Origin of the sequence: Sulfitobacter sp. TCYB15 (genome assembly GCF_040435955.1) — a bacterium.
Classification (GTDB): Bacteria; Pseudomonadota; Alphaproteobacteria; order Rhodobacterales; family Rhodobacteraceae; genus Sulfitobacter; species Sulfitobacter pontiacus.
Genome location: NZ_CP159193.1, coordinates 1,873,993 through 1,899,890, shown reverse-complemented (window position 1 = coordinate 1,899,890; position 25,898 = coordinate 1,873,993). Strand labels below are relative to the sequence as shown.

General features: G+C 60.2%; 20 protein-coding genes. 13 read left to right on the top strand and 7 right to left on the bottom strand.

From position 1 onward, the window contains the following. Nucleotides 1-39: 39 nt before the first annotated feature. Both ABM428_RS09055 and ABM428_RS09050 read right to left on the bottom strand, forming a co-directional pair. Nucleotides 40-567, bottom strand: a complete 528-nt coding sequence (locus ABM428_RS09055; protein ID WP_353627869.1) for a hypothetical protein — start codon at nucleotides 565-567, stop codon at nucleotides 40-42. Between the two features lie 173 nt (nucleotides 568-740). Further along, a complete protein-coding gene (locus ABM428_RS09050; RefSeq protein WP_064215715.1) occupies nucleotides 741-1,325 on the bottom strand; it encodes a lytic transglycosylase domain-containing protein in 585 nt (194 codons plus the stop codon). A 220-nt stretch (nucleotides 1,326-1,545) separates the two neighbouring features. On the opposite strand from ABM428_RS09050, the gene ABM428_RS09045 reads away from it, so the two are divergent. Continuing rightward, nucleotides 1,546-2,070, top strand: a complete 525-nt coding sequence (locus ABM428_RS09045; protein ID WP_005853386.1) for a single-stranded DNA-binding protein — start codon at nucleotides 1,546-1,548, stop codon at nucleotides 2,068-2,070. A gap of 85 nt (nucleotides 2,071-2,155) precedes the next feature. Here ABM428_RS09045 and aroB read toward each other — a convergent pair whose 3' ends face one another. Both aroB and ABM428_RS09035 read right to left on the bottom strand, forming a co-directional pair. Further along, a complete protein-coding gene (aroB, locus tag ABM428_RS09040) occupies nucleotides 2,156-3,271 on the bottom strand; it encodes a 3-dehydroquinate synthase (RefSeq protein ID WP_353627868.1) in 1,116 nt (371 codons plus the stop codon). Then, nucleotides 3,271-3,861 carry a shikimate kinase gene (locus tag ABM428_RS09035; RefSeq protein ID WP_009826981.1) on the bottom strand — a complete coding sequence of 197 codons (591 nt, stop codon included), beginning with the start codon at nucleotides 3,859-3,861 and terminating at the stop codon, nucleotides 3,271-3,273. Before ABM428_RS09035 ends, aroB begins: the two co-directional genes overlap by 1 nt. Nucleotides 3,862-3,941: 80 nt before the next feature. On the opposite strand from ABM428_RS09035, the gene ABM428_RS09030 reads away from it, so the two are divergent. From ABM428_RS09030 to ABM428_RS09020, 3 genes are read left to right on the top strand one after another with little or no spacing between them, the layout of a single operon-like run. Further along, entirely contained in the window at nucleotides 3,942-4,091 is a 150-nt protein-coding gene (locus ABM428_RS09030) for a hypothetical protein (RefSeq protein ID WP_005853380.1), read from the top strand. Next, nucleotides 4,088-5,656 carry a hypothetical protein gene (locus ABM428_RS09025; protein WP_353627867.1) on the top strand — a complete coding sequence of 523 codons (1,569 nt, stop codon included), beginning with the start codon at nucleotides 4,088-4,090 and terminating at the stop codon, nucleotides 5,654-5,656. Before ABM428_RS09030 ends, ABM428_RS09025 begins: the two co-directional genes overlap by 4 nt. Beyond that, on the top strand, nucleotides 5,656-6,630 hold the full coding sequence (locus ABM428_RS09020) for a site-specific tyrosine recombinase XerD (RefSeq protein WP_353627866.1): 975 nt from the start codon (nucleotides 5,656-5,658) through the stop codon (nucleotides 6,628-6,630). Before ABM428_RS09025 ends, ABM428_RS09020 begins: the two co-directional genes overlap by 1 nt. Here ABM428_RS09020 and ABM428_RS09015 read toward each other — a convergent pair. Further along, nucleotides 6,567-7,394 (bottom strand): metallophosphoesterase family protein, encoded by an 828-nt coding sequence (locus ABM428_RS09015; protein ID WP_353627865.1) that lies wholly within the window; start codon nucleotides 7,392-7,394, stop codon nucleotides 6,567-6,569. The genes ABM428_RS09020 and ABM428_RS09015 overlap by 64 nt on opposite strands. Before the next feature lie 64 nt (nucleotides 7,395-7,458). On the opposite strand from ABM428_RS09015, the gene ABM428_RS09010 reads away from it, so the two are divergent. After that, a complete protein-coding gene (locus ABM428_RS09010) occupies nucleotides 7,459-8,763 on the top strand; it encodes an HlyC/CorC family transporter (protein ID WP_005853373.1) in 1,305 nt (434 codons plus the stop codon). A gap of 9 nt (nucleotides 8,764-8,772) precedes the next feature. Here ABM428_RS09010 and ABM428_RS09005 read toward each other — a convergent pair whose 3' ends face one another. After that, nucleotides 8,773-10,134, bottom strand: a complete 1,362-nt coding sequence (locus ABM428_RS09005) for a DUF2254 domain-containing protein (RefSeq protein WP_037944216.1) — start codon at nucleotides 10,132-10,134, stop codon at nucleotides 8,773-8,775. A gap of 173 nt (nucleotides 10,135-10,307) precedes the next feature. On the opposite strand from ABM428_RS09005, the gene ABM428_RS09000 reads away from it, so the two are divergent. Beyond that, nucleotides 10,308-10,910 (top strand): nucleotidyltransferase family protein, encoded by a 603-nt coding sequence (locus tag ABM428_RS09000; RefSeq protein ID WP_353627864.1) that lies wholly within the window; start codon nucleotides 10,308-10,310, stop codon nucleotides 10,908-10,910. Between the two features lie 115 nt (nucleotides 10,911-11,025). Here the strand turns inward: ABM428_RS09000 and ABM428_RS08995 are convergent, their stop codons facing one another. Next, a complete protein-coding gene (locus ABM428_RS08995) occupies nucleotides 11,026-16,716 on the bottom strand; it encodes a Hint domain-containing protein (protein ID WP_373276843.1) in 5,691 nt (1,896 codons plus the stop codon). Nucleotides 16,717-17,978: 1,262 nt separating this feature from the next. On the opposite strand from ABM428_RS08995, the gene ABM428_RS08990 reads away from it, so the two are divergent. From ABM428_RS08990 to ABM428_RS08960, 7 genes are all read left to right on the top strand, one after another. Next, complete coding sequence (locus ABM428_RS08990; RefSeq protein WP_289081141.1) at nucleotides 17,979-19,010, top strand: LacI family DNA-binding transcriptional regulator; 1,032 nt, start codon at nucleotides 17,979-17,981, stop codon at nucleotides 19,008-19,010. 114 nt (nucleotides 19,011-19,124) lie between these two features. Further along, nucleotides 19,125-20,426, top strand: coding sequence for a sugar ABC transporter substrate-binding protein (locus ABM428_RS08985; RefSeq protein ID WP_037944212.1), 1,302 nt, complete (start codon nucleotides 19,125-19,127; stop codon nucleotides 20,424-20,426). Nucleotides 20,427-20,544: 118 nt separating this feature from the next. Further along, nucleotides 20,545-21,411, top strand: coding sequence for a carbohydrate ABC transporter permease (locus ABM428_RS08980; protein ID WP_005853360.1), 867 nt, complete (start codon nucleotides 20,545-20,547; stop codon nucleotides 21,409-21,411). A gap of 10 nt (nucleotides 21,412-21,421) precedes the next feature. Continuing rightward, complete coding sequence (locus ABM428_RS08975) at nucleotides 21,422-22,252, top strand: carbohydrate ABC transporter permease (protein ID WP_005853358.1); 831 nt, start codon at nucleotides 21,422-21,424, stop codon at nucleotides 22,250-22,252. Nucleotides 22,253-22,264: 12 nt separating this feature from the next. Beyond that, a complete protein-coding gene (locus tag ABM428_RS08970) occupies nucleotides 22,265-23,269 on the top strand; it encodes an ABC transporter ATP-binding protein (protein WP_064215727.1) in 1,005 nt (334 codons plus the stop codon). A gap of 50 nt (nucleotides 23,270-23,319) precedes the next feature. Beyond that, a complete protein-coding gene (locus ABM428_RS08965; RefSeq protein ID WP_353627862.1) occupies nucleotides 23,320-24,876 on the top strand; it encodes a mannitol dehydrogenase family protein in 1,557 nt (518 codons plus the stop codon). Further along, nucleotides 24,873-25,799, top strand: coding sequence for a carbohydrate kinase (locus ABM428_RS08960; RefSeq protein WP_353627861.1), 927 nt, complete (start codon nucleotides 24,873-24,875; stop codon nucleotides 25,797-25,799). The genes ABM428_RS08965 and ABM428_RS08960 overlap by 4 nt, the downstream gene beginning before the upstream one ends. Nucleotides 25,800-25,898 lie beyond the last annotated feature (99 nt).

The following is a 25,898-nucleotide window of genomic DNA, read 5'->3' as shown; positions in this document are numbered from 1 at the left end:
TGTGCGATGGCCGCTTCTGCCTGATCGAGGCAGGGTGGCTTATTTGCTGACGCCGCTACCAGCGGTGTTCAGATTGCCGACCTGTTCGGCCACCTCATCGGCAAAACCGTTGATCATGACTTCGTAAAAAACACCCTCGGTCGGGGACACAGCGACATAGCCCTCGGGCACGACCTGGTCGACCGAATAGGCGGCGACATTCACAGGGAAGCTGCGCGCGCCGATCGATTCATTGGGCGATGAGATGTTCACCACACCTTCGATCTCGTTGAATTCCTGACTGTCGCTCAGCATCGTGTCCCCATCCAGCGAGATTTTGCGGATGTCGATGTTGATCGTCGGATCGCTAGCGTCATCGCTGCCCAATACCCGGGCGGCCACGGCGGCTTTCAGGTCCTCGGTGATCTGGGGGTAGTATTCCATTGCATTGGCGTCCTGCGCGGCGTTGATCGACGAGCTTACGTCAATCGCGGAGAAGGCAACGCTGTCGTCCGCAAATGCGGCAGAGGACAATGCGGCCAAGCTGACACCCGTGGCCAAGGCGATCGATTTAACTGAGTTGAACATGCGAATGCTCCTTATCTTTCTGATGCGCGCAGACCGTAGAAGACGACCTGCTGACGCTGTGGAAAGGGAACATCAGCCGTGGCGATATGGTTCCATCGCCGCGAAAAACGGCAAGCGGAAATCAGTATAAAGCGGCGAAATATATAGTATTCACAGCCACTTATCGCGGTGCATCACAGACCCGCGATCACCTTCACATAGTTCTTGGTTTCGGCGTAGGGCGGGATGCCACCGTATTTCTTCACCGCCCCCGGCCCCGCGTTATAGGCCGCAAGCGCAAGGTTCCATGACCCGAACGCCTGATATTGACGCTTGAGGTATCGTGCACCGCCATCAAGGTTCTCGTAGGGGTCGGTCGGGTCCACACGCAGGATCCGCGCCGTTTCCGGCATAAGCTGCGCCAGACCAAGCGCGCCTTTATGCGACCGCGCCGCAGGGTTCCAGCCGCTTTCCTGCTGCACGAGACGCAAGAATAGATCCGCCGGAATGCCGTGACGCATCGCGGCTTCGCGCGCCATGCCAAGATAGACGCCCTTGTACTTGCCGCGATATTTGGGTGTGTCCCATTTTGTCGGGGTGACCACGCGTTGTGGCTGCAACCGGACAGAGGCCGCATATTGTTTTGACGCCCGTGTGTCCAAAATCTTGGTCTGGGACGCAAAAAGCTTGGTCCGGTTCTTGGATGAAAACACATCGGCGGCAACCGGTGCTGCGCCCACAGAAAGGCAGCACAGCGCCGCCGTTAGTAAAATTCGCATATTGTCCCTGCCCCACGCAGTCTCAATTCCCGCAGACCATATCAAACTGACCCGTTGGTGCCACCCTTTATTGCCCCCTGTCACATCTGCGTGGGTCGCAAGGGCGATAATCCCGCCTCCCCCCTGTTTATCGCAAACCCTGCTGGGTATAACGTCGGCCAATCCAAGGTGCGTGCGGGATTCGCGCGTGGCCCGTAAACTTGCAGCAAATGGGGGCATCATGGCCGGCTCAGTGAATAAAGTGATCCTAATCGGGAATCTGGGGCGCGATCCCGAAGTGCGTTCGTTCCAGAACGGCGGCAAAGTGTGCAACCTGCGCATCGCGACATCCGAGACATGGAAAGACCGCAACACCGGCGAGCGCCGCGAAAAGACCGAATGGCATTCGGTGGCGATCTTTCAGGAAGGGCTTGTGCGCATTGCAGAGCAGTACCTGAAGAAGGGTTCCAAAGTGTATATCGAAGGCCAGCTGCAAACCCGCAAATGGCAAGATCAGTCCGGTCAAGATAAATACAGCACAGAAGTTGTCCTGCAGGGCTTTGGCGGTACGCTGACCATGCTTGATGGCCGCGACGGTGGTGGTTCCGGTGGTGGTGGCAACTACGGCGGCGGCGGTGGCGGCTACGACAGTGGACCGTCGGATCAGGGCGGCTACGGTGGCGGCTATGACAGTGGCCCCTCGGGCGGCGGCAACGACGGTGGTCGCGGCTCCTCGCGCGATCTGGATGATGAAATCCCATTTTGATATCAATTGGATACCAAACATAGTTAAGGCGGGGAATTCCCCGCCTTTTTCTTTGTCGTGACTTAAGCCGGGTGGGCGACGCCCCCTAGTGGCGTTCAGCCAGCGCGTCATCCAGCAGCTGCAGCACCGCTTCCTTGGGGACATCGGCGGTGACAAAAGCATCGCCAATGCTGCGGGCCAGAATAAAGCGCAGCTTGCCGTCGATGACCTTTTTATCCTGCCCCATCAGATCAAGCAGATAGGCGGCGTCCGGCAGATCTCCGTCGATGTCGCGCAGGTCGGTTTTCATCCCCATGGCCCGCAGATGCGCGCGGACGCGGCTGGGGTCCTCTTGCGCGCAAAGCCCCAAACGGGCGGACAATTCGAACGCCATCGCACAGCCGATCGCCACACCTTCGCCATGCAGCAACCGGTCGGAATAGCCCGTCGCCGCCTCAAGCGCGTGACAGAAGGTATGGCCAAGGTTCAACAGCGCGCGGTCGCCATGTTCTTTTTCGTCGCGCAGCACAATATCGGCCTTCATCTGGACAGACCGGCGCACCGCCTCTACGCGCAGCGCCATATCGCCAGCGGCCATCGCGGGAGCGTTCACCTCGAGCCAGTCAAAGAAGGCCGCATCCCCCAGCAGCCCGTATTTGACGACCTCGCCATATCCGGCGAGGAAATCGCGCGTCTGCAATGTGCCAAGCACGGCCGTATCGGCCAATACAAGTGACGGCTGATGAAACGCGCCGACAAGGTTCTTGCCCTGCGATACGTTGATCCCCGTCTTGCCCCCGACCGAACTGTCGACCTGTGCCAGAAGCGAGGTCGGGATTTGCACAAAGCGTACACCACGGCGCAGAATTGCGGCGGCAAAGCCCACCAGATCACCGATGACACCGCCGCCAAAGGCAATCACGACATCGTTGCGTTCGACCTTTTGATCCATCAGCCAATCGACCGTGCGGGTCAGCTCTGCCCAACATTTTGTGGCCTCGCCCGGCGGCAATGCCAGCGCCTCGACGCTGATGTCAGCGGCGTCCAGTCCGGCGCGCAAACTGTCCAGATGGTGCGCCGCAACCGTTTCATCGCTGACCACCACAACACGTTTGCGGCGCAACAGCGGGGCAATCAACGCGCCTGCTTGCGCCAGCAGATCGGGGCCGATCACCACATCATAGGCGCGGCCCTCAAGACCGACATGAACCGTTTCTCGCATCACAGCACCTCAAGTACATCTGGACGATCCGCCAGCGCATCCACCACGCGCTGCGCCATCGCGTCAATCGACAGCGCCGGCGTGCTGGCAACTGTCATATCCGCAAGCCGGTAGATCGGCACACGTTTTTCGTAAAGCTCGGTCAGGGTGCCGCGCGGGTCAGCGGTGCGCAGCAACGGGCGCGAGGTCTTGTACCGCACGCGGTTCCACAGCAGGTCAAGATCCGCATCCAGCCACACCGACACCCCGCGGGCCGAGATATTCTCGCGGTTGGCTTCCGCCAGAAAGGCGCCCCCGCCGGTCGACAGGATGCCGGGCTCTTTATCCAGCAGACGCGAGATCACTTCGGTCTCGCGCTTGCGAAAGAAGGGTTCGCCGTCGCGCTCAAAGATTTCGGGCACGGTCAGATTGGCAGCGGCCTCAATCTCGTGGTCGCTGTCCACAAAGGGCACGCCGAGTTTCGCGGCCAAAGCGCGGCCCACGGCGGTTTTACCTGCGCCCATCATACCCACCATGACAACCGTCTTCTTAAGATGGTACCGAGGGGTGTTTTGGGCCGTATCGGCTGGGGATTGCTGAATTTCGCTCATTCTTGTGTGAATGACGTGATCTTGCCCAAAAGGCCATATATAGAATAGTCAAAAGATGCAGAAGAAAGCAGGCGGATTCCATGGGCAAGCTGATCAAGTTTCTGATTTACCTCGCAATTATCGGGTTCATCGGCCTTGCGGTCTATGCCTATGTGGGGCCGTTCTTCGGGGCGGACTTTGCACCACCCCAGGTCGAAATCCGCGAATCCGTGACGTTGGAGCAGCAATGATCCGATTTGTCAGGCAGCTAAGCGTTTTTTGCCTGATTGCCCTCCCCCTTGGTGTCGCCGCGCAAACCGCGGCGCAGAATGACCGCAACGCGCCTTTGTCGGTGATCGACTGGCTCGGCGAACGTCCCAAGACGCCGCAACCAACGCGCAAGGCCCCCGTAAAGCCGGACGAGGCCCCCGTGGCGCAGACCGCGCTGCCCCCTGTCGTGACCGTGGCCCCCTTGGGCAAAGGCGGGCCGCGCGCCATCGGGTTGGTGCCAACCAAGGTGACAGGGCTGCCGCAGGATGTATGGACGGGCAGCACAGCGGAAGACATCGCCCATCAGCTCGACCGTCTGCCAGAGCTTCACCTGCCCGTGGCCCATTCGCTGCTGTTTACCCTGCTGCTGGCGCAAGCAACCGCGCCGCAGGGGGATGCGAAACAGGGCGATGCGCTTGCCCTCGCCCGTGTGCGCACCTTGATGGATGCTGCGGCGCTTGACCCTGCGATGTCGCTGATCGAACAGGCGGGTGTCGAGACTTCGCCGGATCACTTTGGCCTATGGATGCAGGTGAGCCTGCTTTTGGGCACAGAAGATCGTGCCTGCCTACGACTAAAGGACAAGCCCTTCCTGACAACGGATTACGGCGTGCGCATCCTGTGCGCTGCGCGGTCGGGGGAATGGGACACAGCGGCGCTGACGTTGGGGTCTGCCCAAGCGCTGGCGCTGCTGCCCGAAAGCGATCTGTCGCTGCTGGACCGGTTCCTTAACCCTGACCTTTACGAAGGGGCCGCGCCCCTGCCCGGCCCGCGCGAGATGACGCCGCTCAAGTTCCGGCTGCTCGAAGCGATCGGAGAGCCGCAGCCCACGCGGAACCTGCCCGCCGCCTATGCTGTGGCCGATCTGCGCGATATCGCGGGCTGGAAAGCGCAGCTAGACGCGGCGGAGCGTCTGACCCGTATCGGTGCCCTGCCCGACAACCGGTTTCTAGGCATTTATACCGACCGTGAGCCTGCGGCCTCTGGCGGGGTGTGGGACCGTGTCGAAGCGCTCCAGCGGTTCGACACGGCCATGTCCAGCGGCAATACAGAGGCAATCGCCAAAGCCCTGCGCCCCGCGTGGCGCGCCATGCAGCAGGCCGAGACCGAAGTGACCTTCGCGACCCTCTATGCCGAGGATTTGCAGGACACCGACCTTACCGGTGCCAGCGCCGCCCTGCGTGACCGTATCCTGCTGCTGTCACCGCTCTACGAGCAGGTTACCAGCACCGATACGACACCGGCAGAGATTGCATTCCTGTCGCAGATCGCGCGCGGCGAGGCCCCGAAAACCACGCCCGACATCCCCCACGCACAGGGGATTGCCAGCGCGTTCACGACGCCAACACCACGTGAGGGGCTGGTTGAAATGGCGCAATACGGTCAGTTGGGCAGCGCCATCCTGCATACGATTGCCCTGCTAGAGGACGGTGCCCGCGGCGACACGGCTGCCCTGCGCGATGCGATCTCTACCCTGCGGGCCTTGGGGCTGGAAGATGCCGCGCGGCGGGCTGCCTTGCAAACGTCTTTGCTGGAGCGTGACTGATGCAGACCGAGTTGCTGCACTGGATTTCAACCTTCCTAGAGGCGCAGGCGGCGGAACTGGGCGCGGCCACGAACACGCAACTCGCCTATGGGCGCGACCTGAAGGATTTTGACAGTTTTCTCGCCCGCCGCGCATTGGATTTCGTCACGGTCGGTCGCAAGGATATCGAAGCCTATCTGGTCTGGTGCGACGCGCAGGGGCTTGCCAAATCCACCCGCGCACGGCGGCTGTCGGCGATCAAACAGCTGTACCGTTTCGCCTTTGAAGAAGGGTGGCGCACCGATAACCCCGCGATCCAGATTGCCGGTCCGGGGCAGGACAAGCGTCTGCCCAAGGTGCTGTCGGAAGACGAGGTTGACCAGCTGCTCGACGCGGCGCGCCACTCGGGGCGCAACACTGCGGACCAGCTGCGCAACACCTGTTTGATGGAGCTGCTCTACGCCACCGGCATGCGGGTGAGCGAGCTGGTGAGCCTTAGTGTCAGCGCGGCCCGCGGCGATCCGCGTTTGCTTTTGATCATGGGCAAAGGCGGCAAGGAACGTCTGGTGCCCCTGTCTGACCCGTCTCGCGAGGCGTTGGCGGCATGGCTGGTGCAGCGCGATAAAACCGACGAGGCCGCACAGGCCAAGGGCAAACCCGCGTCGATTTACCTCTTCCCCAGCCGCGGCAGCGCCGGATATCTGACGCGCCACCGCTTCTATCTGCTGATCAAGGAATTTGCCCTGACCGCCGGTGTTGATCCGTCCAAGGTCACCCCCCACACATTGCGCCACGCCTTTGCCACGCACCTGCTGGCCAATGGGGCCGATTTGCGGGCGATCCAGACGATGCTGGGCCATGCCGATGTCGCCACGACCGAAATCTACACCCATGTGCTAGAGGCACGTCTGTCCGAGCTGGTGCTGGAAAATCATCCGCTGGCCAAGGCGGGGCGGCGCAGTTCCGGCGGCAAGACATCCTCTGACGGCCAGTGACCGGTCTCTAGCGCTTTATGGTAGCCTTGGGTCAGCCCCGCCTGCACCATCGCGCGGCCGGCGGCGGCATAGTCATAGTCAAGCCTGTGAAACGACACCTGCCCCGCATCAAGCACCGCAAAACGGGTCTGCGGTGCGCCGTCGTTGGGCGGCATGCCGATGACACCGGCGTTGATCCACCTCCCCCGCGCTGTCTGCCGTTCAAACGCCACCCCGCAATGCCCTGCGATGATCCCGTCCACCGGACCGATGCTGTGCTCCACCGCCTGCCATTCCGCGTCGAAAACGGCCTTGGGCGAGACGGGCCAGATAAAGCGGGCGATATCGTGGTGCCCCCCGTGGATCACGGCATAGCGCTTTCCGGCGTGGTGAAAACTGAGGATGTCCGGCACCTGCCCCATCCAGTCGCGCTGCGCTTGGGTGATCTGCGCGCTGGCGTAGCCGTACCAGCCGACCGACAGCAGATCGCAGGCGCTGCCATCCTCGAACCCGCAGCCGCAGTCCATCGCACCTGCGGCAAGCTGCTTTTCACAATTCCCCGCCACTACCGCGATGCCACTGTCCTGCATCCTGTCGCTGACGGCATGGGCATCGGCGCAATAGGCCACCACATCGCCGGTGCAAATCATCCGGTCCGGCCCCAGCCCTAAGGCCCGCACGCGGTCAAACAGCGCGTCAAGCGCCTGCAGGTTGGAATACGGACCGCCGAACAGCACAATCGGCCCGTTCAATTGTCCCAAATCTTGATGGTTCACCCTGCTCATCCCTTGAATGAAACCGCACACACGCCCATAACCCTATGAGCAAACGGATAAGGTATACTCACAAATGGACACGGCCCCCGCAATCCTAGACGGCGCATTTTGGATCAGCAGCGGTATCATCCTGTTTCTTCTGGTGCTTTCCGGCTTCTTCTCGGGGTCGGAAACGGCGCTGACGGCGGCATCGCGGGGCAAGCTGCGGGGTCAGGCGGATAAAGGGTCCAAGGGGGCGGAACGTGCGCTCAAGATCACTGAGGATAACGAGCGGCTGATCGGCTCTGTCCTGCTGGGCAACAATCTTGTGAACATTCTTGCAGCCTCGCTTGCTACGGCGCTGTTCACGCGGGTCTTTGGCGAATCCGGTGTGGCGCTGGCGACGCTGGTGATGACGCTGCTGGTCCTGATCTTTGCCGAGGTTCTGCCCAAGACCTATGCGATCACCAATGCTGAAACCGCCGCCGCCGCCGTGTCGCGGCCCATTGCGCTGGTGGTGCTGATCTTCAGCCCCGTGGTGTCAGCCGTGCGGTTTCTGGTCCGCGGCATCTTGCGCCTTTTCGGCGTGACCATCGACCCTGACAGCAACATCCTTGCCGTGCGCGAGGAAATCGCGGGCGCGCTGCAAATCGGCCGCTCTGAAGGCGTGGTAGAGAAAGAAGACCGCGACCGTATTCTAGGCGCGCTCGACCTGCGCGAACGTATGGTGGAAGAGGTCATGCTCCACCGGTCAGGGATCGAGATGATCGATGCCGCCAATGACCCTTCGCAGATCCTTGAACAGATCCTTGAAAGCAACCACACCCGCCTGCCCGTCTACCGCGATGATCCCGAGAACATCATCGGTGTGATCCATGCCAAAGACCTGCTGCGTGCCATGTACAAGCACATCAGCGGTGCCGAGGATGACAAACCGTTCAAGACGTTCAAAATCGCCGATATCGCGATGAAACCCTATTTCGTGCCCGAGACATCTACGCTTGACGAACAGATGCGCCAGTTCCTGCGGCGCCGCACCCATTTTGCGCTGGTGGTGGATGAATATGGTTCGCTTCAGGGGTTGATCACGCTCGAGGATATCCTTGAAGAAATCGTCGGCGAGATCACCGATGAATTCGACCCAGATGCTGACCACGGCGTGACCAAGGCCGAGGACGGGCAGTATTTCGTCGATGGGGCCATGACGATCCGCGACCTGAACCGCGCTACGGAATGGGATTTGCCCGACGAAGAAGCCAATACCGTCGCCGGTCTGGTGATCCACGAAGCGCAGATGATCCCGACGCCCAATCAGGTATTCTCTTTCCACGGGTTCCGGTTCGAGGTCATCGCCCGCGATGGCAACCGGATCACACAGCTGAAAATCCGCCCCCTGTAAAAGCCGCCCTCAGGTGGTGTCATTGTCCATCTTTGGCGCGTCATCCTCTGTATCGCTGCGCTTTACCGCGTCACGGACCGCATCGCGCACGTCTTGGCTGGCGCTTTCCATCAACTGCGCCCGGTCGGGTTCAAAGTCGATCTTGGCAAGCGCGCGTCTGAGGTGACGTTCGGCAGCTCTGCGCGCGGCGATGCGCAGCCCCTCGTCAGGGTGCCGCATCAGGCCGTTCAGCGTGGCTTGAAGCCGCTGCTGCACCTCGACCACCGTACACCCGTCCCGCGCCAACGCGCCAAAAGCGTCCTGCATCAGGTCAGACGGGTCCAGCGGTGCGACATAGATGTGGTCCAGCACCTCGTCGCGGTCCCTTTCGGTCTCGTCCTCGTAAAAGCTCAGAATGCGGCCAATGCGGGTGATCACGTCGATCGCGGTGCCGGGGTCATTCACGCCGGGCGACAGCGCCTTTGACGCGACCTCTCCCATCACGATGAGACCAAAGCGCGGATCTTGATCATAGGTTCGCAAATCGCCGATGGTGATACTGGCATTGATCCCTGCATGCAGCGTTTCATCGGTGTGTTCATCGTCCTTGGGCTGCCCCACGCGGTCGATCATCATCAAAGGTTCGTTGACGAAAACAAAGCTGCCGATGTTGCGCTTGAGATAGATCTTCACCCCGTGGTTTTCCGCCACGGTATTCAACGCTTCGGGATAGATATGCTGGATATAGCCGTTTTCATCCGCGGTGAACGGCTTTGCACTGTCGGGAATATCACCTGTCAGCGGATTGGCCCCGAGGCAGGGATTATGCAGGCGTTCCTTGAAGGTGCGGCGTGTCTGATCCTCCACCTGTCGCGAGGTATCGATCAGGCTGCCAAAGGTCTGCAAATGCAGCACCCAGCGGATCAGGCTGAACACGATCACCGTCAATACGATCACCGTCATCACGAACAACACGAAAGACCGCTTGTCGTCGAACACCCCAAGCTCGCGCAGGATGATGGCGATCAGCGCATACACATAGGCCCCGATGAAGACGGCCAGCGTATTCTGGGTGGTGCGGTCCTGCACGATCAAGCGGTGAATGCGCGGCGTCCATTGGGTCGAGGTGCTGCGATATACCGTGACCATGACGCTAAGCGAAAAGGTGGTGACCGCAAGCATCGCGTTGGCGATGATCGACAGCAACCGGTCCGCCGCACTGCCGGTCAGATAGGTCGCGAGCGATTGCGGGATCCAGCGTTCGATCAACATGCTCAGCAGCAGCGACAAGACCGCCAACAACCCCATGATCAGCACACGCACCCAAAGCTTGCGGCTGTATTCACGGCCCTTGCGGAGCAGTGTCGATGGCAGAAGGAAGTCAAAGTTCATAGGGTATGTCCGCGTCATGAAGTGCCATGTTCAACAAGCTTGCGCGGAGATCACCTGGCTTACAAGCCCAACGCCCTATGCCGCCCGATGGTTCAAAAATGCCGGGCTAAATCAGCGGGCGGGTCTGATGCTATGCTCTTACGGTGGTTGAACAATCTGGCTATGGTCGGTGTATGAGCCATGACATCCCCATCATCCTGCTGGCCGCGGGGCAATCCTCGCGGATGCGGGGGCGCGACAAACTGCAAGAGATCGTGGAGGGCGAACCCCTGCTGCGCCGACAGGCACGGATTGCGCGGGCGGCGACGCGAGGCGCGGTCATTGTGGCGCTGCCACCTGCGCCCCACCCGCGCTACGCGCTTGTGGCTGATTTGGAGGTTGAAGCGCTCCCCGTTCCGGATGCGGCAGAGGGGATGAACGCCTCGCTCCGCGCTGGGTTTGCGGCCCTTCCCGCCGGGACGCCTGCCGCGATGGTGCTGCTTGCCGACCTGCCAGAACTGACTAAAGATGACTTGAACACCGTCTTTCACGCCGTTGATATCAAATCAAATTACACGATATGGCGCGGTGCGACGGCGGATGGAAAGCCGGGTCACCCGACGGTTTTTGCCGCCTGCCATTTTGATCATTTTGCACGGATGCAAGGTGACACCGGCGGGAAAGAGATCATCGCTCAGGCCCAGGACCAGACGCTGCTGATCCCCCTGCCGGAGAACCGCGCGCGACTGGACCTTGATACGCCCGAAGCATGGGCCGCATGGCGCGCGACACGCTGACCGGCACCTGACCACATAACCCTGAACACGAAAGAACGGGACAGTCGCCTGCCCCGTTCTTCGCCCCGCACCCCCTCTAGGGGATGCAGGCATGTTGCTGCATATAATGTGGCGCTTACTTCGTCAGAAGTTTCGCCTCGTGCTTTTTCAGCGTGCGGCGTGCGGCGACATAGCCGTCCACCCCTTCGCGCGTTGCCAGTTCCGGGAAAAGCTCCAAGATCTCGTTGCGTTGCGCGTTGCCGACACCTGCAAGGCTCATATCGCCCGGCTGGAAGCTTTCGGTCCATGTGCCGTCAGACAGGATCACCTCGTGCTGGTCGAACATCACGTGGATGTAAGTCGTGCCAGAGGTTTCAACGATATCAACGCCTTCCAGACCGGTCAGATGTTTCGCCGCGACCAGAACTTCGCGCTCTTCAAAGTAGAGCGCTGTCTTGTCGTTGGCCACCAGAACGCGGTGGTTGGGGCTGACCAGCATGTCACGCTCGGGCAGATTGTTGCCCAAAGCACCCTGACGGATCAGAACCGGCAGCAGATGCGCTTTATGCGCCAGCTCTTGTCCGGTCATCTCGCGGGCACCGACCCAGCGGATTTCCTGAATACCGTTGTCACGTGTGATGACACGGTCGCCCACCACCAGATCTTCGACCCGACGTTCCCCTTTCGGCGTAGCGATCAAGGTGCCCGGCGTGAAGCAGGGAATGATCTCTTCGATGTTGGTGAAGTCGAGACGACCGGTCTCAGTGCCGGACGCATCCGTAAAGACGATCGTACCGTCGATGCCATCGTTGGGGCTGTCGCCGTCGATGGTGTCACCGGCATCATTATCCGGCGTGACGTTTTCAAGACGATAACCGCCGCCGGGGCTCAGCGCGCCTCTCAGATCGATGACGTCGTAGTCGGAGGCATCTGTGCCGGCACCGCCGTCGATGGTGTCGCCACCGTTGACGTTGGTGAAGGTATCGCGCCCGTCGTTACCTTGCAGGCTGTCATTGCCCGCGCCACCGCTGATGATGTCGTCGCCGCCACCTGCGCTGATGGTATCGTCGCCTTCACCACCTTCAATGGTATCGTCGCCAAAGCCACCAAGCAGGCTGTCGTCGCCGTCGCCGCCGTCGATGCTGTCGTTGTCTTCACCGCCGTCGATGGTGTCGTCACCCTCGCCACCGAACAAGATGTCGTCGCCTCGCACACCGCTGATGGAGTCGTCACCGGTCCCACCGTCTACGGTATCATTGTCACCGGCCGCGATGATCGTGTCGTTTCCGGCACCCCCGAGGATGGAGTCATCGCCAAAGCCCCCGAGGATGGAGTCATCGCCGTCACCGCCGTCGATGGTGTCGTTGCCCTGACCACCGTCGATGGTGTCGTTCCCGGCACCGCCTTTAACGTCGTCGTCGCCATTACCCGCGAGGATGGAGTCGTCACCGTCCCCCCCATCGATCTCATCATGGCCCTGTGCGCCGCGGATGGTGTCGTTGCCTTGACCACCCAAGATCGTATCATCGCCCTGGCCGCCATCCAGGCTGTCGTCGTCAATGCCACCGTCGATGTAGTCGTCATCGGCACCACCCAGGATGGTGTCGTTGTCGTCTTCACCGTACAGCACGTCATTGCCCGCACCGCCTTCGATATAGTCCTTGCCGTTGTTCGGCTGCGGATCGGTGGCGTCGACTTCCTCGCCCTCGTAGCCGGCGATCGGTTCGTTGCCAAAGCCACCATAGATGGTGTCATTGCCTTCGCCGCCATACAGGCTGTCGGACCCGTGGCTGCCGATGATGCTGTCGTCGCCGTCGTCGCCGTGGACCTCATCGTCATCGATACCCGCGTTGATAGAATCGTCGCCCGTGCCGCCGTAGATGGTGTCAGAGTCGTCGCCGGTGCGGATCGTATCGTTGCCGCTGCCGCCATCGACAAAATCACGACCATCGTCCTTGTTCGGATCGCCGGAGTTGAAGAAGGGGTTGGGTCGTCCACCGACGGTCGGCTGATCATTCGCATAATCAGAGAAGGTGTCGATACCCGCTTCGATCAGATCGTCACCGTCACCGCCATAGATTTCGTCCGCACCTTGGACATCGGTGATGGTGTCGTTGCCGCTGCCGCCATAGATGGTGTCGTTGTCGATGCCGCCTTCGATGACATCATCATCGTCGCCACCGTCGATATAGTCGGCATCATCGCCGCCATCGATCGTATCATTCCCCGCGCCGCCGATCAGCGTGTCTTTGTCGTCGTTGGGGTTGGTATCCTGATCGAAGGGTGTAGAGACCAGTGGAACGTCTGTGTCGGGCACGCCAATCGCACCGGGCTTGTTGCCGATCAGGACGTCGTCACCCTCACCACCGACGAGGGAGTCGTTGCCGTCACCACCGATCAGGCTGTCGTCATATTTACCACCGTCGATGGTATCATTGCCGCCCTGGCCATCGATGGTATCATCACCACCGCCGGCATTCACCACGTCGTTGCCGTCACCGGTCATGACATTCTCGTCACCGCCGGAGCCTGTGACCGTATCGTCACCGCCACCCAGTTCGAGTCTCTCGATCTCCGAGAATTCGGTGGTGCCGGACCCGTTGGTCAGTGTCCCTTCCTCTTTGTCGGTGAAAGTGACTGTCAGGTCGTCATCCACAGCCGTACTGTCAATCACATCGCCGTCGGTTTCGCCGCTTTCGCCGCCGATGATAACGTCATTGTCGACGCCATCGGTCAGTGTGAACGTGTCGTCACCCGCGCCGCCGTCAACGGTATCGTCGCCCAACCCGCTGTCGATCGTGTCGTCGCCACCGTTGCCAAAGATCGTATCGTTGATCCCGTCTGTGCCGTCGATCTGGTCGCCTTGGGCATCGGTGTAGCCCGGGGCCATATCCTCGCCACTGTCCAGACCATCAACAGGGCCGGCCATCTCTTCGCCGATGATGTTTTCGATCTCGGTGAATTTGAACGAGCCCGCGGATGTGCCGTCGTCGTTGTAAAGGTCAACAGTACCGTTCTGACCATTGCCGTTGCTATCTGGTTCCAGATCACGCAAGCGGAAATTGAGGCCAGTCAGATCAAGCGTGTCATCGTCGGTATTCAGCGCAGGGTCGGCATTGAAGCCGCCGGCACCACCGTCAACCGTATCGCCATCGGTGCCGCCAAAGATCGTATCCTTGCCCGCGCCGCCGCTGATGTTGTCTTTGCCTTCGCCGCCAGTGAGCTGGTCATCACCGTCGCCGCCGATCAACGTATCGTCATCATTGCCGCCAAACAGCGTGTCGTCGCCTGCGCCGCCGTCGATCAGGTCATCGCCCTCGTCGCCCATCAGCAGGTCATTGCCGGCACCCCCGTCAACGCCGCCCACAGGCGCGTCGAAATAGACATCGGTGATGTTGATGCCCGCGTGGTTCCCGGGCGACAGGCTTTGATCCATCGTGTGGGTGATTTCGAGGTAATCCACCGGACCCGAGATGTTCACCAGCGCAGAGTGGCTCGGATCTGTATCCGGGCCATCGGCACCGCGGCTGATCAGCGTTTCATTCCCGCCAACGCCGTCCTGGTTCTGTGCCTGAATGCCGCCGCCTGTGCTGACGTTGATCGGCGTGCGCGCGCCATCGGGGCCAACGGCCACGATCACAACTTTCGACGCATTATCAATGTCATTGATGCGGAAGCTGATGTTGGTCACATCCTTCGAGAAGTCCAGGCGATAGGTCGCGCTTTCGCCATCCTGGTTCGCCAGAGACGCCAAAGAGCTGTTCGCATTGGTCGCCTGACCGTCGCCGGTGATCGAATGCACCTTCTGCTGGTCAGTGGAGAATGTCGTCTCGGGCGTTTTGCTGCTGCCGGTGACCGAGAAGGTCACATTGACGTTGCCCGTGTCCTGAACAAAGCCACCGCCCAGATTGTCGTTATTATCGACAGCCGAGTTGTCATGGGGGTCTGGTGCCTTGTCCCACTCAAAGCTCTCACGCTCTGTCGTGCCACCGGGCGTAGAGGCGCCGCCGGTGTTGTTGTCGCCATAGATCGTGTCATTGCCGGTGCCACCGGAAATGGTGTCATCGCCGTGGTTGCCCTCGATCGAATCGTAGCCCGCGTTGCCTTCGATGCTGTCGTTGCCGCCTTCACCAAAGATCGTGTCGTTGCCATTCCCGCCGGTCAGCACATCGTCGCCACCAACGGTGCCATCGGTCGGGGACGTGCTGTCATCGGTCACGGTGTAGGTTTTGGCGATGTGGTCGTATTTGATCGACGGCAGGTTAGAGTTGTGGCTGACGAAATCGTAGGATTTTCCAACTTCCAGCGGTTTGTCTGTCACGAAACCGACGGCATCGTTCCCGTCAAAGTTCACGACGTAGACTGTCACATCCTGCGAGGAATCCACCGCGCCTTCGGGGCGCACGATATAGGAATACTCGGGGATGATCTTGTCGCCGGCGTATTCGGTGTTGCCATCCAATTTGGTGGTCTTTGCCAGGGTTTGCGAGTTGTCGTTGTCATTCAACTTATCGTCGTCATCATTGATGCCAACCGCAACAGGTGCTGAATTTTCGTTGATGGTGAACGACTTGCCAGACAGATCGCCGGAGCCCACATCGCTGTTCTGGAAGGGGCTTGAACCGCCAGCCACCGTCACATTCGCCAGATCCCACGTCAGAACGGTATGATCCGCACCCGATACAGGCTCAACAGTCTTCGAGACGGGCTGCGCTTTGGTCAGGCCGGCGCTGTCGCCAAAGATGATGTCATCGCCTTCGCCGCCGTGCAGCGTGTCGTTCCCGACAGTGCCGTCGTCATCCGCCAGCAAAGCCGCTGGGTTGTCAAAGAACACGTCTGTTACGTTCACGCCCGAGTTGCCGCTTGTCGCACCGGTGTGGATGAACTCGATCCGCGACACGGGACCGTCGATGGACACGTTGACGGAATACTTGCTCGACGAGGGGGAATCGTCGCCGCCCTCGCTGGTGGCCGTGTCCACGCCGAACTTGCCGTCACTGTCCGTCAGCTTCACTTTGCTGGAGCTGCTGTTGGCGATCATATCGACGTCGATCATCTTGCCGGATGCGTCGTAGGCCAGCACTTTCACCGCGCCTCTGTTGTCGATGTCGTTCACATTGAACGACACATTGCCAACGGCCTCGTCAAACCGCAGTTCGAACTTTGTTTCACCGGTGCAGTTGGCCAGCGATTCAAACGAGCTGTTATCGTTCACGCCATGGGCATCGCCCTCGACATTGCCGGTGAACTGCTTGCTGTCGCTGAATTCCTGATCCGCATTGTTACGCGGCGAAAAGCTCTTGAGCTCGAACGTGACGTTGACGGTGCCGGTATTCTGGGTGAACCCGCCCTTGAGGTTGTCATTGTCGTCGATCGCGGAACCGTCGCCCGATGGGTCGGGTGCCTTGGACCATTCAAAGCTTTCGCGGGTGTCGCCGTAGTTGCCCTTGGTCGCGCCATCACCGATCAGGATGTCGTTGCCCTTGCCACCGTCGGCATAATCATTGCCCGACCCTGCGACGACCGTATCGTTCCCCAAACCCGCGTTGACCGTATCATTGCCGCCACGTGCGAGGATGATGTCATCATTGGACCCGACGTTGCCGAAGACCGCGTCGTTACCGTCAACACGGTCTCCGCTTGGGTCATCATTATAGCTGGCGTCGATCTTGTTGCCCTGCTGGTTACCGTCCACGATCCCGTTCGGCCCGTCGGCCGGAGCCTCGGTCGCGGTTTTCTCGGCCTCGGCGGTCGAGGTTTTTCCAAAGAGCCACAGTTTATTTAAAAAGATGGTCATATCGGTCGTCTCCAAAATCAGGTCAGGCACGCTACGGTTGTACCGTCAGCCGTAAAACGAGGGTGCCCAGTCATGGGCGAAGCTAATTAATTCACATGGCACCAATTCTGTGCCGGGGTACTAAGGCGGGACAAAGCAACGCCCTGCCCGCGACGCTGCTGCAATGAGACATACGGCGCGCGGACGGGTGCATCGCGTGACACGCCCAAATCTGCAGCCGTTTGGATACGGGTCATTTGTGTTCTTGTTGTGATCCGAAAACGGCGCTTCGGGGAAGAAATCAAGACGGTCTCGGCAGCGGCGGAGCAACGCAGAGTTGCAACATCACCCATACCCGAACGGTCCGGCAGTCGTGGTCTGTAGATACAGTTTCCCATCAGTTTCTCCTCCTTCCGCCAACGTGGCGGGCCGTTAAAAAACGGCGCACAATACCCCTAACAAAGCTCCGCGGTCACAGACGACACACAAAGAACTCTACCGTCCTGAAGGGAGGATCAGCCGCAGACAGCTGCCCGCTGCCGCGCAACCGACAGTGGTATATTCATCGGCTCTTTAGAGCCAAGCGAACACATCTTCCCCGCACAACATGTGCGTTCGATGCGGTCGCCCCCGAAACCTAAAAAACTTTGCCCCCCAGTTGGGCATGTTCTTATTACCTACCCGTTGACGTTGCTGGAAGGAAAAAATGGCAAGAATTCGCAGGCGCGCCTCTTTTCCGCCTTTTTTGACTCGACGGCGGCGCGGAATATGCACTCATAGGTAGCATATTGTTTCCCATCTCAGGGCGCGAATTTCGATAGAGCGGATGGTTTCCGGGGTTTTTCACTTAATTTTAATGATTTCCCAAACCCAGCCCTCGGCACTGTTTCGCAGGCAGACACAATAAACCATCTTTGCGATTAAATTCGGCGTGGCGGGACTGTGGCGGCGCGTAAATTCGCGATTTGGAACCAATAGCTTGCGACCGCGCCCATTTTTTCGAAAACGCCGCCAGTTTGCCAGCACGAAACCGAATCGCAATACCACCTAAAGGATAGTCGTCGGCACCTCAGGTGGGGTGCCATATGCCGATTATTTAGGCCCGACACCACAAGTTTGACACGAGGACATGCGTTTGAGCGAACATCTGCCGCTACAACCGCAAGAGGGTATTTTGGTCAAATTCGCAGCAAAATCCCACTGTCTCATGATGTTAGGGGGTGATATTTACCGCGCGACAAGTATGCTGATCCAACAGATACAGGAACATGGCGTCGTCACTTGGCCTCTGCCACCACCAGAAGAAGCGTTTGATGAGCAGTCGGAAAATCAAGAATATGGAAGAGTTTGCCGCCGTCAGCGGGATCTCCCGTCCGACGCTTTCCAAGTTCTTCAACGACCCCACCAGCGTGCGTAGCAGCACCCGCAAACGGGTTGAGGCAGCGCTGGACCGATATGACTATCGGCCCAATCTTTACGCGATGAACCAGAATCGCCGTTTGACAAAGAACATCGGCGTCGTGGTGCCGCATCTGGCCGACCCTTTCTTTGCCAAGATTGCCCGCACGATCGAAGAACACATCCTGCGGCAGGGCTTCCGGCCCGTTTTGCTCGGGTCGCACGGCAGCCCCGAGATGGAGCTGGAGAATCTCGAAAACCTCCGCATGTTGAAACCGGCGGGCGTATTGCTGGCCGCTTTCGGGCGCAGTTCTGATCACGCGCAGATCCAGACCTTTACCGAAGACGTCCCTACCGTCCTGTTCGATGCGAACATCGATAAGGTCGGCAAGGCGTTCATAGGCTCCAACAATGAACAAAGCGTTGATCTGATCGTAGACTACCTGTGCCGCACGGGCGAGCCGCCTGCGTTTTTCGAGATGAAAGACCCGATGAACCCCAACGCCTACAAACGGCGAGCGGCCTATGTCAGGGCGATGGAACGACTGGGCCAAACGCCGCATCTGATCCAGGTCGGCGGCGAGGGATGGGAATTCGAAGAGATCGGGTTTCGTGAAGGCACCCGCGTAATCCGCGACCGAAGCCTACCGTCAAAAACCATACTGTGCAGCAACGACCGTTTGGCCATCGGGCTGTTGTCCGCCATTTTCGAGGCGGGGATGAGCGTCGGGATCGAAGCAGGCCACGACTTCCGCGTCGCGGGCCATGACGACCATCCTTTCTCGCGCTTCACCTGCCCGCGCCTGACCACCGTGTCCCAAGACTACGAAGCCATTGCCGAGAAAAGCGCGACCACCCTGCTGGCCCTGATCGAGGCAGATGATTCTCTTGATTCGCGGACAGAGACGCTGTTTGACGGCAAGCTTGTGCTCAGGGGCTCTGCCTAGATTATTGAAAACACGAACCTAAATCGCAAAACTAGACGCGCGTAAAATTCAAATTGACGCGAGTTCACCAATAGCCGTAAGCTTGTCGCTAACATCTCATCAGGGAGGTAGAAGATGTTTGTTTTGAACGCGTTTCGAACGGCGACCGCCATTTCACTTTTGACGGCAGCCGCTGCTTCTGCGGATACGATCACAATCGCTACAGTCAACAACGGCGACATGATCCGGATGCAGGGTTTTACCGATGATTTTACTGCCAAAACCGGCCACGAGGTTGAATGGGTCACGCTGGAGGAGAATGTCCTGCGTCAACGTGTGACCACGGACATCACCACTAAAGGTGGGCAGTTCGACATCATGACCATCGGCATGTACGAGACCCCGATCTGGGGCAAGCAAGGCTGGCTGGTGCCGCTGGACGATCTGTCGGCGGAATATGACACCGACGACATCCTGCCCGCGATGCGCGGCGGTCTGAGCGTCGACGGCACGCTTTATGCGGCCCCTTTCTACGGCGAAAGCTCCATGATCATGTACCGCAAGGACCTGATGGAGAAAGCCGGACTGGAGATGCCCGACGCGCCCACATGGGAATTCGTCGCTGAGGCCGCCCGCGCCATGACCGACCGTGACGCCGGCATCAACGGCATCTGCCTGCGTGGCAAGGCCGGTTGGGGCGAGAACATGGCGTTCCTCACCGCGACAGCAAACGCCTTTGGGGCACGCTGGTTCGACGAAAGCTGGACCGCGCAGTTTGACCAGCCCGCATGGAAAGAAACGCTTGAGTTCTATGTGAACCTGATGAACGACGCGGGCCCTCCGGGTGCGGCGAACAACGGGTTCAACGAAAACCTGTCGCTGTTCCAACAGGGCAAATGCGGCATGTGGATCGACGCGACTGTTGCGGCGTCCTTTGTGACCAACCCGACAGATTCCACCGTCGCGGATCAGGTCGGCTTTGCGCTGGCACCTGACACCGGCAAAGGCAAACGCGGCAACTGGCTGTGGGCTTGGGCGCTTGGCATCCCTGCCGGCACCGATAACGAAGCCGCCGCGAAAGAATTCATCGAATGGGCCACGTCCAAAGAGTATCTTGAACTGGTCGCCGAGAAAGATGGTTGGGCAAATGTTCCTCCCGGCACGCGGACATCGCTGTACGAAAACGCCGAATACAAAAAGGTGCCTTTCGCGCAGATGACACTGGACAGCATCCTGTCGGCTGATCCCACCGCGCCAACCGTGGATCCGGTGCCCTACGTCGGTGTGCAGTTTGCAGCTATCCCGGAGTTTGCAGGCATCGCCACACAGGTCGGACAAGAGTTCTCTGCCGCGTTGGCAGGACAACAGTCCGTCGATGAAGCCCTGGCCAACGCTCAAGCGTTGACCACCGATGAGATGGAAGCCGCCGGCTACTGATCTGATCGCCCTCGGGGTCAGTCAGCAAAGCTCCCCCTTGCTGACTGGCCCCTTTTTTTTCAACACGTGCATGATCGTCCGGGACGGCCCTAGCCCGTCAACGGAGGAGGTATATTCAATGGCAACGCAACACTCACGATCGGCCGCCCGTCTGATGATGGCCCCCGCTGTCGTGCTGCTTCTGGGATGGATGCTCGTCCCCCTGACGATGACGCTGTATTTTTCCTTTCGCAAATACCTGCCCCTGCGCGGCGGTGATCTGGGGTGGGTCGGCTTTGACAACTACGTCCGCTTCGTATCGTCCAGCGCCTTCTGGCCGTCGGTTCAGGCGACACTGGTGATTGTGGGCGGCGTCCTGTTCATCACCGTCGTTCTGGGTGTGTTGCTGGCCGTCTTGCTGAACCAGCCGATGTGGGGTCAAGGGATCGTTCGGATCCTCGTGATTGCCCCGTTCTTCGTGATGCCGACCGTATCGGCGCTGGTCTGGAAGAACATGTTCATGGATCCGGTCAACGGGCTGCTCGCCCACCTGTGGGGCCTGTTCGGGGCTGAACCGCTGGTGTGGCTGACCGAAGCCTCGACCCAATCCATCATTCTCATTGTCAGCTGGCAGTGGCTGCCCTTTGCGACACTGATCCTGCTGACCGCGATCCAGTCGCTGGACAGTGAACAACTTGAGGCCGCCGAGATGGACGGCGCATCGCCCGTCAAACGCTTTGGCTTCATCACCCTGCCCCACCTGTCGCGGGCGATCACGGTGGTGGTGCTGATCCAGACGATCTTTTTGCTCTCTATCTTCGCCGAAATTTTCGTGACCACCCAAGGCGCCTTCGGCACCAAAACCCTGACCTATCTGATCTTCCAGCGCGTGCTGGAAAGCCAGAACATCGGGCTCGGCTCTGCCGGCGGTGTCTATGCCATCATCCTCGCCAATATCGTTGCCATCTTCCTGATGCGCATGGTTGGCAAGAACCTCGACGCATAAGGAGCCCGTCATGGCACGTGCAACGACCACACAACGCAAGGCTCTGAACACCGCACTCGCATGGGGCGTCGGGCTGCTGATTTTCTTCCCGATCCTCTGGACCATCCTGACCAGCTTCAAGACCGAAGCCCAGGCGATTGCAGACCCGCCGGTGTTCCTGTTCTTTGACTGGACACTGGAGAACTACGCCGCGGTGCAGGAACGCTCGAACTACGGCCGCTTCTTGTGGAATTCGGTGGTGATCGCGGGGGGCTCTACCCTTCTGGGCATCCTGATCGCCGTTCCCGCCGCCTGGTCGATGGCCTTTGTCCCCTCCAACCGGACCAAAGATATCCTGCTGTGGATGTTGTCCACAAAGATGCTGCCAGCAGTCGGGGTGCTGTATCCGATCTACCTGATATTTATCAAAATGGGTCTGCTGGACAGCAAGCTGGGGCTGGTCGTGGTGCTGATGCTGATCAACCTGCCGATCATCATCTGGATGCTTTACACCTACTTCAAGGAAATCCCCGGCGAGATCCTTGAGGCAGCCCGGATGGATGGTGCCAGCCTGCGCGAAGAGGTGCTGTATATCCTCACGCCGATGGCGATCCCCGGCATCGCCTCCACGCTGCTTCTGAACGTGATCCTCGCCTGGAATGAAGCCTTCTGGACCCTCAACCTCGCCGCCGCCAAGGCGGCCCCTCTGACGGCCTTTATCGCCAGCTATTCCAGCCCCGAGGGGTTGTTCTACGCCAAGCTCAGCGCGGCCTCGACCATGGCCATCGCGCCGATCCTCATCCTTGGCTGGTTCAGCCAGAAACAACTTGTCAGCGGCCTGACCTTTGGCGCAGTGAAATAAGGAAACAACACCATGGGACGCATCACATTAGACAAGGTTTCCAAGCGCTTCGGTGACGTCGAAGTCATCCCGCCGCTGGACCTGACCATCGAAGACGGCGAATTCACCGTCTTTGTCGGCCCCTCGGGCTGTGGCAAATCCACCTTGCTGCGCCTGATTGCAGGGCTCGAAGATACCTCGGGCGGGCAAATCCGCATCGACAAGCAGGACGCCACCCATGTGCCCCCCGCCAAGCGCGGTCTGGCAATGGTGTTCCAGTCCTACGCGCTGTATCCGCATATGTCCGTGCGCAAGAACATCGCCTTTCCGATGCGCATGGCAGGCATCCCCGTGGACGAACAGAACCGCCGCATCGATGCTGCGGCGAAAGCGCTGAACCTGACCGCCTATCTGGACCGCAAACCCGGCCAGCTGTCGGGCGGGCAACGCCAGCGTGTGGCGATTGGTCGGGCGATTGTCCGTGAACCCGCGGCCTTCCTGTTCGACGAACCGCTGTCCAACCTCGACGCTGCTTTGCGCGTGGGCATGCGGCTTGAAATCTCCGAGCTGCATAAACGGCTTGAGACGACAATGATCTACGTGACCCATGATCAGGTCGAAGCGATGACCATGGCCGACAAGATCGTGGTGCTTCAGGCCGGTGTGATCGAACAGGTCGGCTCCCCGCTTGAGCTTTACCACACCCCCCGCAACACCTTTGTCGCGGGCTTTATCGGCTCGCCCAAGATGAACCTGATCTCGGGCCCCGAGGCGGCCAAACACGGTGCGCATACCATCGGCATCCGCCCTGAACACATCGACGTATCGACAACCGAAGGCACCTGGAGCGGCGTCGTCAAAGTGTCTGAGCATCTGGGGTCGGACACGTTCTTCCACGTCTATGACACCGGCCTGACCGAGATGATGACCGTCCGCGCCCGCGGCGAAGTGGGCTTGCGCCACGGCGACCGAGTGTTCCTGACCCCGCGCGAGGACTCGCTTCACCGCTTCGACGCCAACGGCCTACGCATCGCATGAAGCGCCGCGTGCCCCTGCCCTTTAACTTTGCTTCCTACGAAAGCGGTCTCATGAATGAACCGACCATAACAAACACCGACGCGCCGCCTCCGGTGCCGCTGTCCCTGGATCGCCTTGGTGACCTGCCCGCCCGTATCGGTACGCCCGACTACGATCGCGCCGCGCTCACGGCGGGGATCATCCACATCGGGCTGGGCAATTTCCACCGCGCCCATCAGGCGTGGTATCTGCACAAGCTGATGCAACAGGGTCTGGCGCAGGATTGGGCGCTGATCGGCGCCGGTGTGCGGGCCTATGACAGCGCGATGCGCGACAAGCTTAAAGCGCAGGACTATCTGACCACCTTGATCGAGCTTGCCCCCGGTCGTGTCACGGCAGAGGTCGTCGGCTCGATGATCGACTACACTCCCATCGCCGAAGACAACGCGCCGCTGATTGCCGCGATGGCGGATCCCGCGATCCGCATCGTGTCGCTGACCGTGACCGAGGGCGGCTATTTCATCGACCCCGAAACCGGCGGGCTTGATCTGACCCATGCCGATATCCAGCATGACCGCGCGCAGCCCGATCAGCCCAAGACGGTTTTCGGGGCGATCATTGCCGCGCTCAAGCTGCGGCGCGATGCGGGCCACGGTCCGTTTACCGTCCAAAGCTGCGACAACCTGCGCGGCAATGGCACCGCCACGCGCCAGGCCGTCGTGACCCTCGCCCGCCAAGGTGACGCGGCGCTTGCCCAGTGGATCGAGCAAAACTGCAGCTTCCCGAACTCTATGGTGGATTGCATCGTGCCCGCCACCGGCCCTGACGAAATCGCGCTGGCGCAAAGCCTTGGCGTCGATGACGCGGCACCGGTGACCCACGAGAACTACCGCCAATGGGTGATCGAAGACGACTTCTGCGCCGGACGCCCCGACTGGGACAAGGCGGGGGCGATCTTTACCGACGCGGTGCATGACTACGAGGCGATGAAAATCCGCATCCTCAACGCAGGACATCAGGTCTTGGCCAACGCCGGAGAGTTGCTGGGCTTGGAAACCATCGCCGATTGCATGGCGCACCCCTTGACCTCTGCCATGTTCCGCAAGATCGAGGCAGAGGAAATTGCCCCCTACGTCGCCGCCGTGCCCGGTCAAGACCCGGCGGCCTATGTCGAACTGATTGCCAAACGTTTCGCCAACCCCGCGATCCGCGACACCACACGGCGCGTGGCCTTTGACGGGTCATCACGACATCCGGGGTTTGTTCTGCCGGTCCTGCGCGACGCCTTGGCGGCCAAGGGCAGTTGCTCCGGTCTGGCTTTGGTAGAGGCGCTATGGGCCCGTATGTGTGCAGGCTCCCGCATGGACGGGACAGAGATCGAGCCGAACGACCCGCAGTGGGCGCGCCTCAACGCTGTGGCCCTGGCCGCGCGCGAAGCGCCGCAGCTTTGGCTTGCGCAGCGTCATATCTATGGCGATCTGGCCGAGCATCAGGCCTTTGCCGAGGCGTTTGAACACTGGCTCTCGCTCATCTGGGCAGAAGGCTGCGAGGCCGCGCTTGCGGTCTATACCGATCAGCCGGATGTGGCCGCCGCATTGGCCGGTGACCGCGCGGGGATGGGGCAATGATCCTGTGTTGCGGGGAGGCATTGATCGATATGGTCGCGGCCCCGTCGCTCGACGGACCGGACGGGTTTGTGCCCCATTCGGGCGGCGCGGTCTTTAACACCGCTATCGCGCTTGGCCGATTGGGTGCCCGCACGGGCATGATTACCGGATTGTCGCGCGATATGTTCGGCGATCAGCTCGCCGATGCGCTGAAGGCCAGTGACGTGGATACCACGCATATCATCCGCTCTGACCGTCCTAGCACATTGGCTTTTGTGAAACTTGAAGATGGGCAGGCAAGCTATTCATTCTTCGACGAAAACTCCGCCGGTCGGATGATCCGCGCCGAGGATATGCCAGAGCTGCCGAGCGATATCACCGCGCTTTTCTTTGGCGGTATCAGCCTTGCCAGCGATCCCAGTGCCAGCGCCTATGCTGCCTTGCTGGAACGTCAGGGCGGGTCGCGGGCGGTGATGATCGACCCCAACATCCGCCCGCTGTTTATCACTGACGCAGAGGGCTACCGCCGCCGGATGGCGGCGATGATTAGCCAGGCGGATATCGTCAAAGTCTCGGACGAGGATGTTAACTGGCTGAACCCCGCCCCGTTGACGCAAGCCGAAAAGATCAGCGCAATGCTCGACACCGGCCCGTCGGTTGTGATTGTCACCCAAGGGGCCGAGGGTGCCATCGCAACGCTTGCCGACGGTACATCCATCACGGTGCCGGCGGTAAAGACCCACGTCGTCGATACAATCGGTGCCGGTGATACGTTCAATGCGGGATTTCTGGCGAAGCTGTCCGAACTGGACCTGCTGACGCCCGAAGCCCTTGGCACACTTGATCCCGACGCTTTGCGCGACGCGATGACTTATGGCGCCCGCGTTGCGGCCATCACCGTGTCACGCGCCGGTGCCAACCCGCCTTGGGCGAACGAGCTTTAACGCAGACCACACCCCCAGACGGACCCTTTCGCAAAGCCGCGCAGCAATTCCCTGCGCGGCTTTTGACATGCAACGGACAAGATGACGCGACATCGCCAA

What these genes read in the sequence shown, in the direction of transcription:
- ABM428_RS09055 (WP_353627869.1), bottom strand. Translation starts at nt 567, where the DNA reads ATGTTCAACTCAGTTAAATCGATCGCCTTGGCCACGGGTGTCAGCTTG.
- ABM428_RS09050 (WP_064215715.1), bottom strand. Translation starts at nt 1,325, where the DNA reads ATGCGAATTTTACTAACGGCGGCGCTGTGCTGCCTTTCTGTGGGCGCA.
- ABM428_RS09045 (WP_005853386.1), top strand. Translation starts at nt 1,546, where the DNA reads ATGGCCGGCTCAGTGAATAAAGTGATCCTAATCGGGAATCTGGGGCGC.
- aroB (WP_353627868.1), bottom strand. Translation starts at nt 3,271, where the DNA reads ATGCGAGAAACGGTTCATGTCGGTCTTGAGGGCCGCGCCTATGATGTG.
- ABM428_RS09035 (WP_009826981.1), bottom strand. Translation starts at nt 3,861, where the DNA reads ATGAGCGAAATTCAGCAATCCCCAGCCGATACGGCCCAAAACACCCCT.
- ABM428_RS09030 (WP_005853380.1), top strand. Translation starts at nt 3,942, where the DNA reads ATGGGCAAGCTGATCAAGTTTCTGATTTACCTCGCAATTATCGGGTTC.
- ABM428_RS09025 (WP_353627867.1), top strand. Translation starts at nt 4,088, where the DNA reads ATGATCCGATTTGTCAGGCAGCTAAGCGTTTTTTGCCTGATTGCCCTC.
- ABM428_RS09020 (WP_353627866.1), top strand. Translation starts at nt 5,656, where the DNA reads ATGCAGACCGAGTTGCTGCACTGGATTTCAACCTTCCTAGAGGCGCAG.
- ABM428_RS09015 (WP_353627865.1), bottom strand. Translation starts at nt 7,394, where the DNA reads ATGAGCAGGGTGAACCATCAAGATTTGGGACAATTGAACGGGCCGATT.
- ABM428_RS09010 (WP_005853373.1), top strand. Translation starts at nt 7,459, where the DNA reads ATGGACACGGCCCCCGCAATCCTAGACGGCGCATTTTGGATCAGCAGC.
- ABM428_RS09005 (WP_037944216.1), bottom strand. Translation starts at nt 10,134, where the DNA reads ATGAACTTTGACTTCCTTCTGCCATCGACACTGCTCCGCAAGGGCCGT.
- ABM428_RS09000 (WP_353627864.1), top strand. Translation starts at nt 10,308, where the DNA reads ATGAGCCATGACATCCCCATCATCCTGCTGGCCGCGGGGCAATCCTCG.
- ABM428_RS08990 (WP_289081141.1), top strand. Translation starts at nt 17,979, where the DNA reads ATGAGCAGTCGGAAAATCAAGAATATGGAAGAGTTTGCCGCCGTCAGC.
- ABM428_RS08985 (WP_037944212.1), top strand. Translation starts at nt 19,125, where the DNA reads ATGTTTGTTTTGAACGCGTTTCGAACGGCGACCGCCATTTCACTTTTG.
- ABM428_RS08980 (WP_005853360.1), top strand. Translation starts at nt 20,545, where the DNA reads ATGGCAACGCAACACTCACGATCGGCCGCCCGTCTGATGATGGCCCCC.
- ABM428_RS08975 (WP_005853358.1), top strand. Translation starts at nt 21,422, where the DNA reads ATGGCACGTGCAACGACCACACAACGCAAGGCTCTGAACACCGCACTC.
- ABM428_RS08970 (WP_064215727.1), top strand. Translation starts at nt 22,265, where the DNA reads ATGGGACGCATCACATTAGACAAGGTTTCCAAGCGCTTCGGTGACGTC.
- ABM428_RS08965 (WP_353627862.1), top strand. Translation starts at nt 23,320, where the DNA reads ATGAATGAACCGACCATAACAAACACCGACGCGCCGCCTCCGGTGCCG.
- ABM428_RS08960 (WP_353627861.1), top strand. Translation starts at nt 24,873, where the DNA reads ATGATCCTGTGTTGCGGGGAGGCATTGATCGATATGGTCGCGGCCCCG.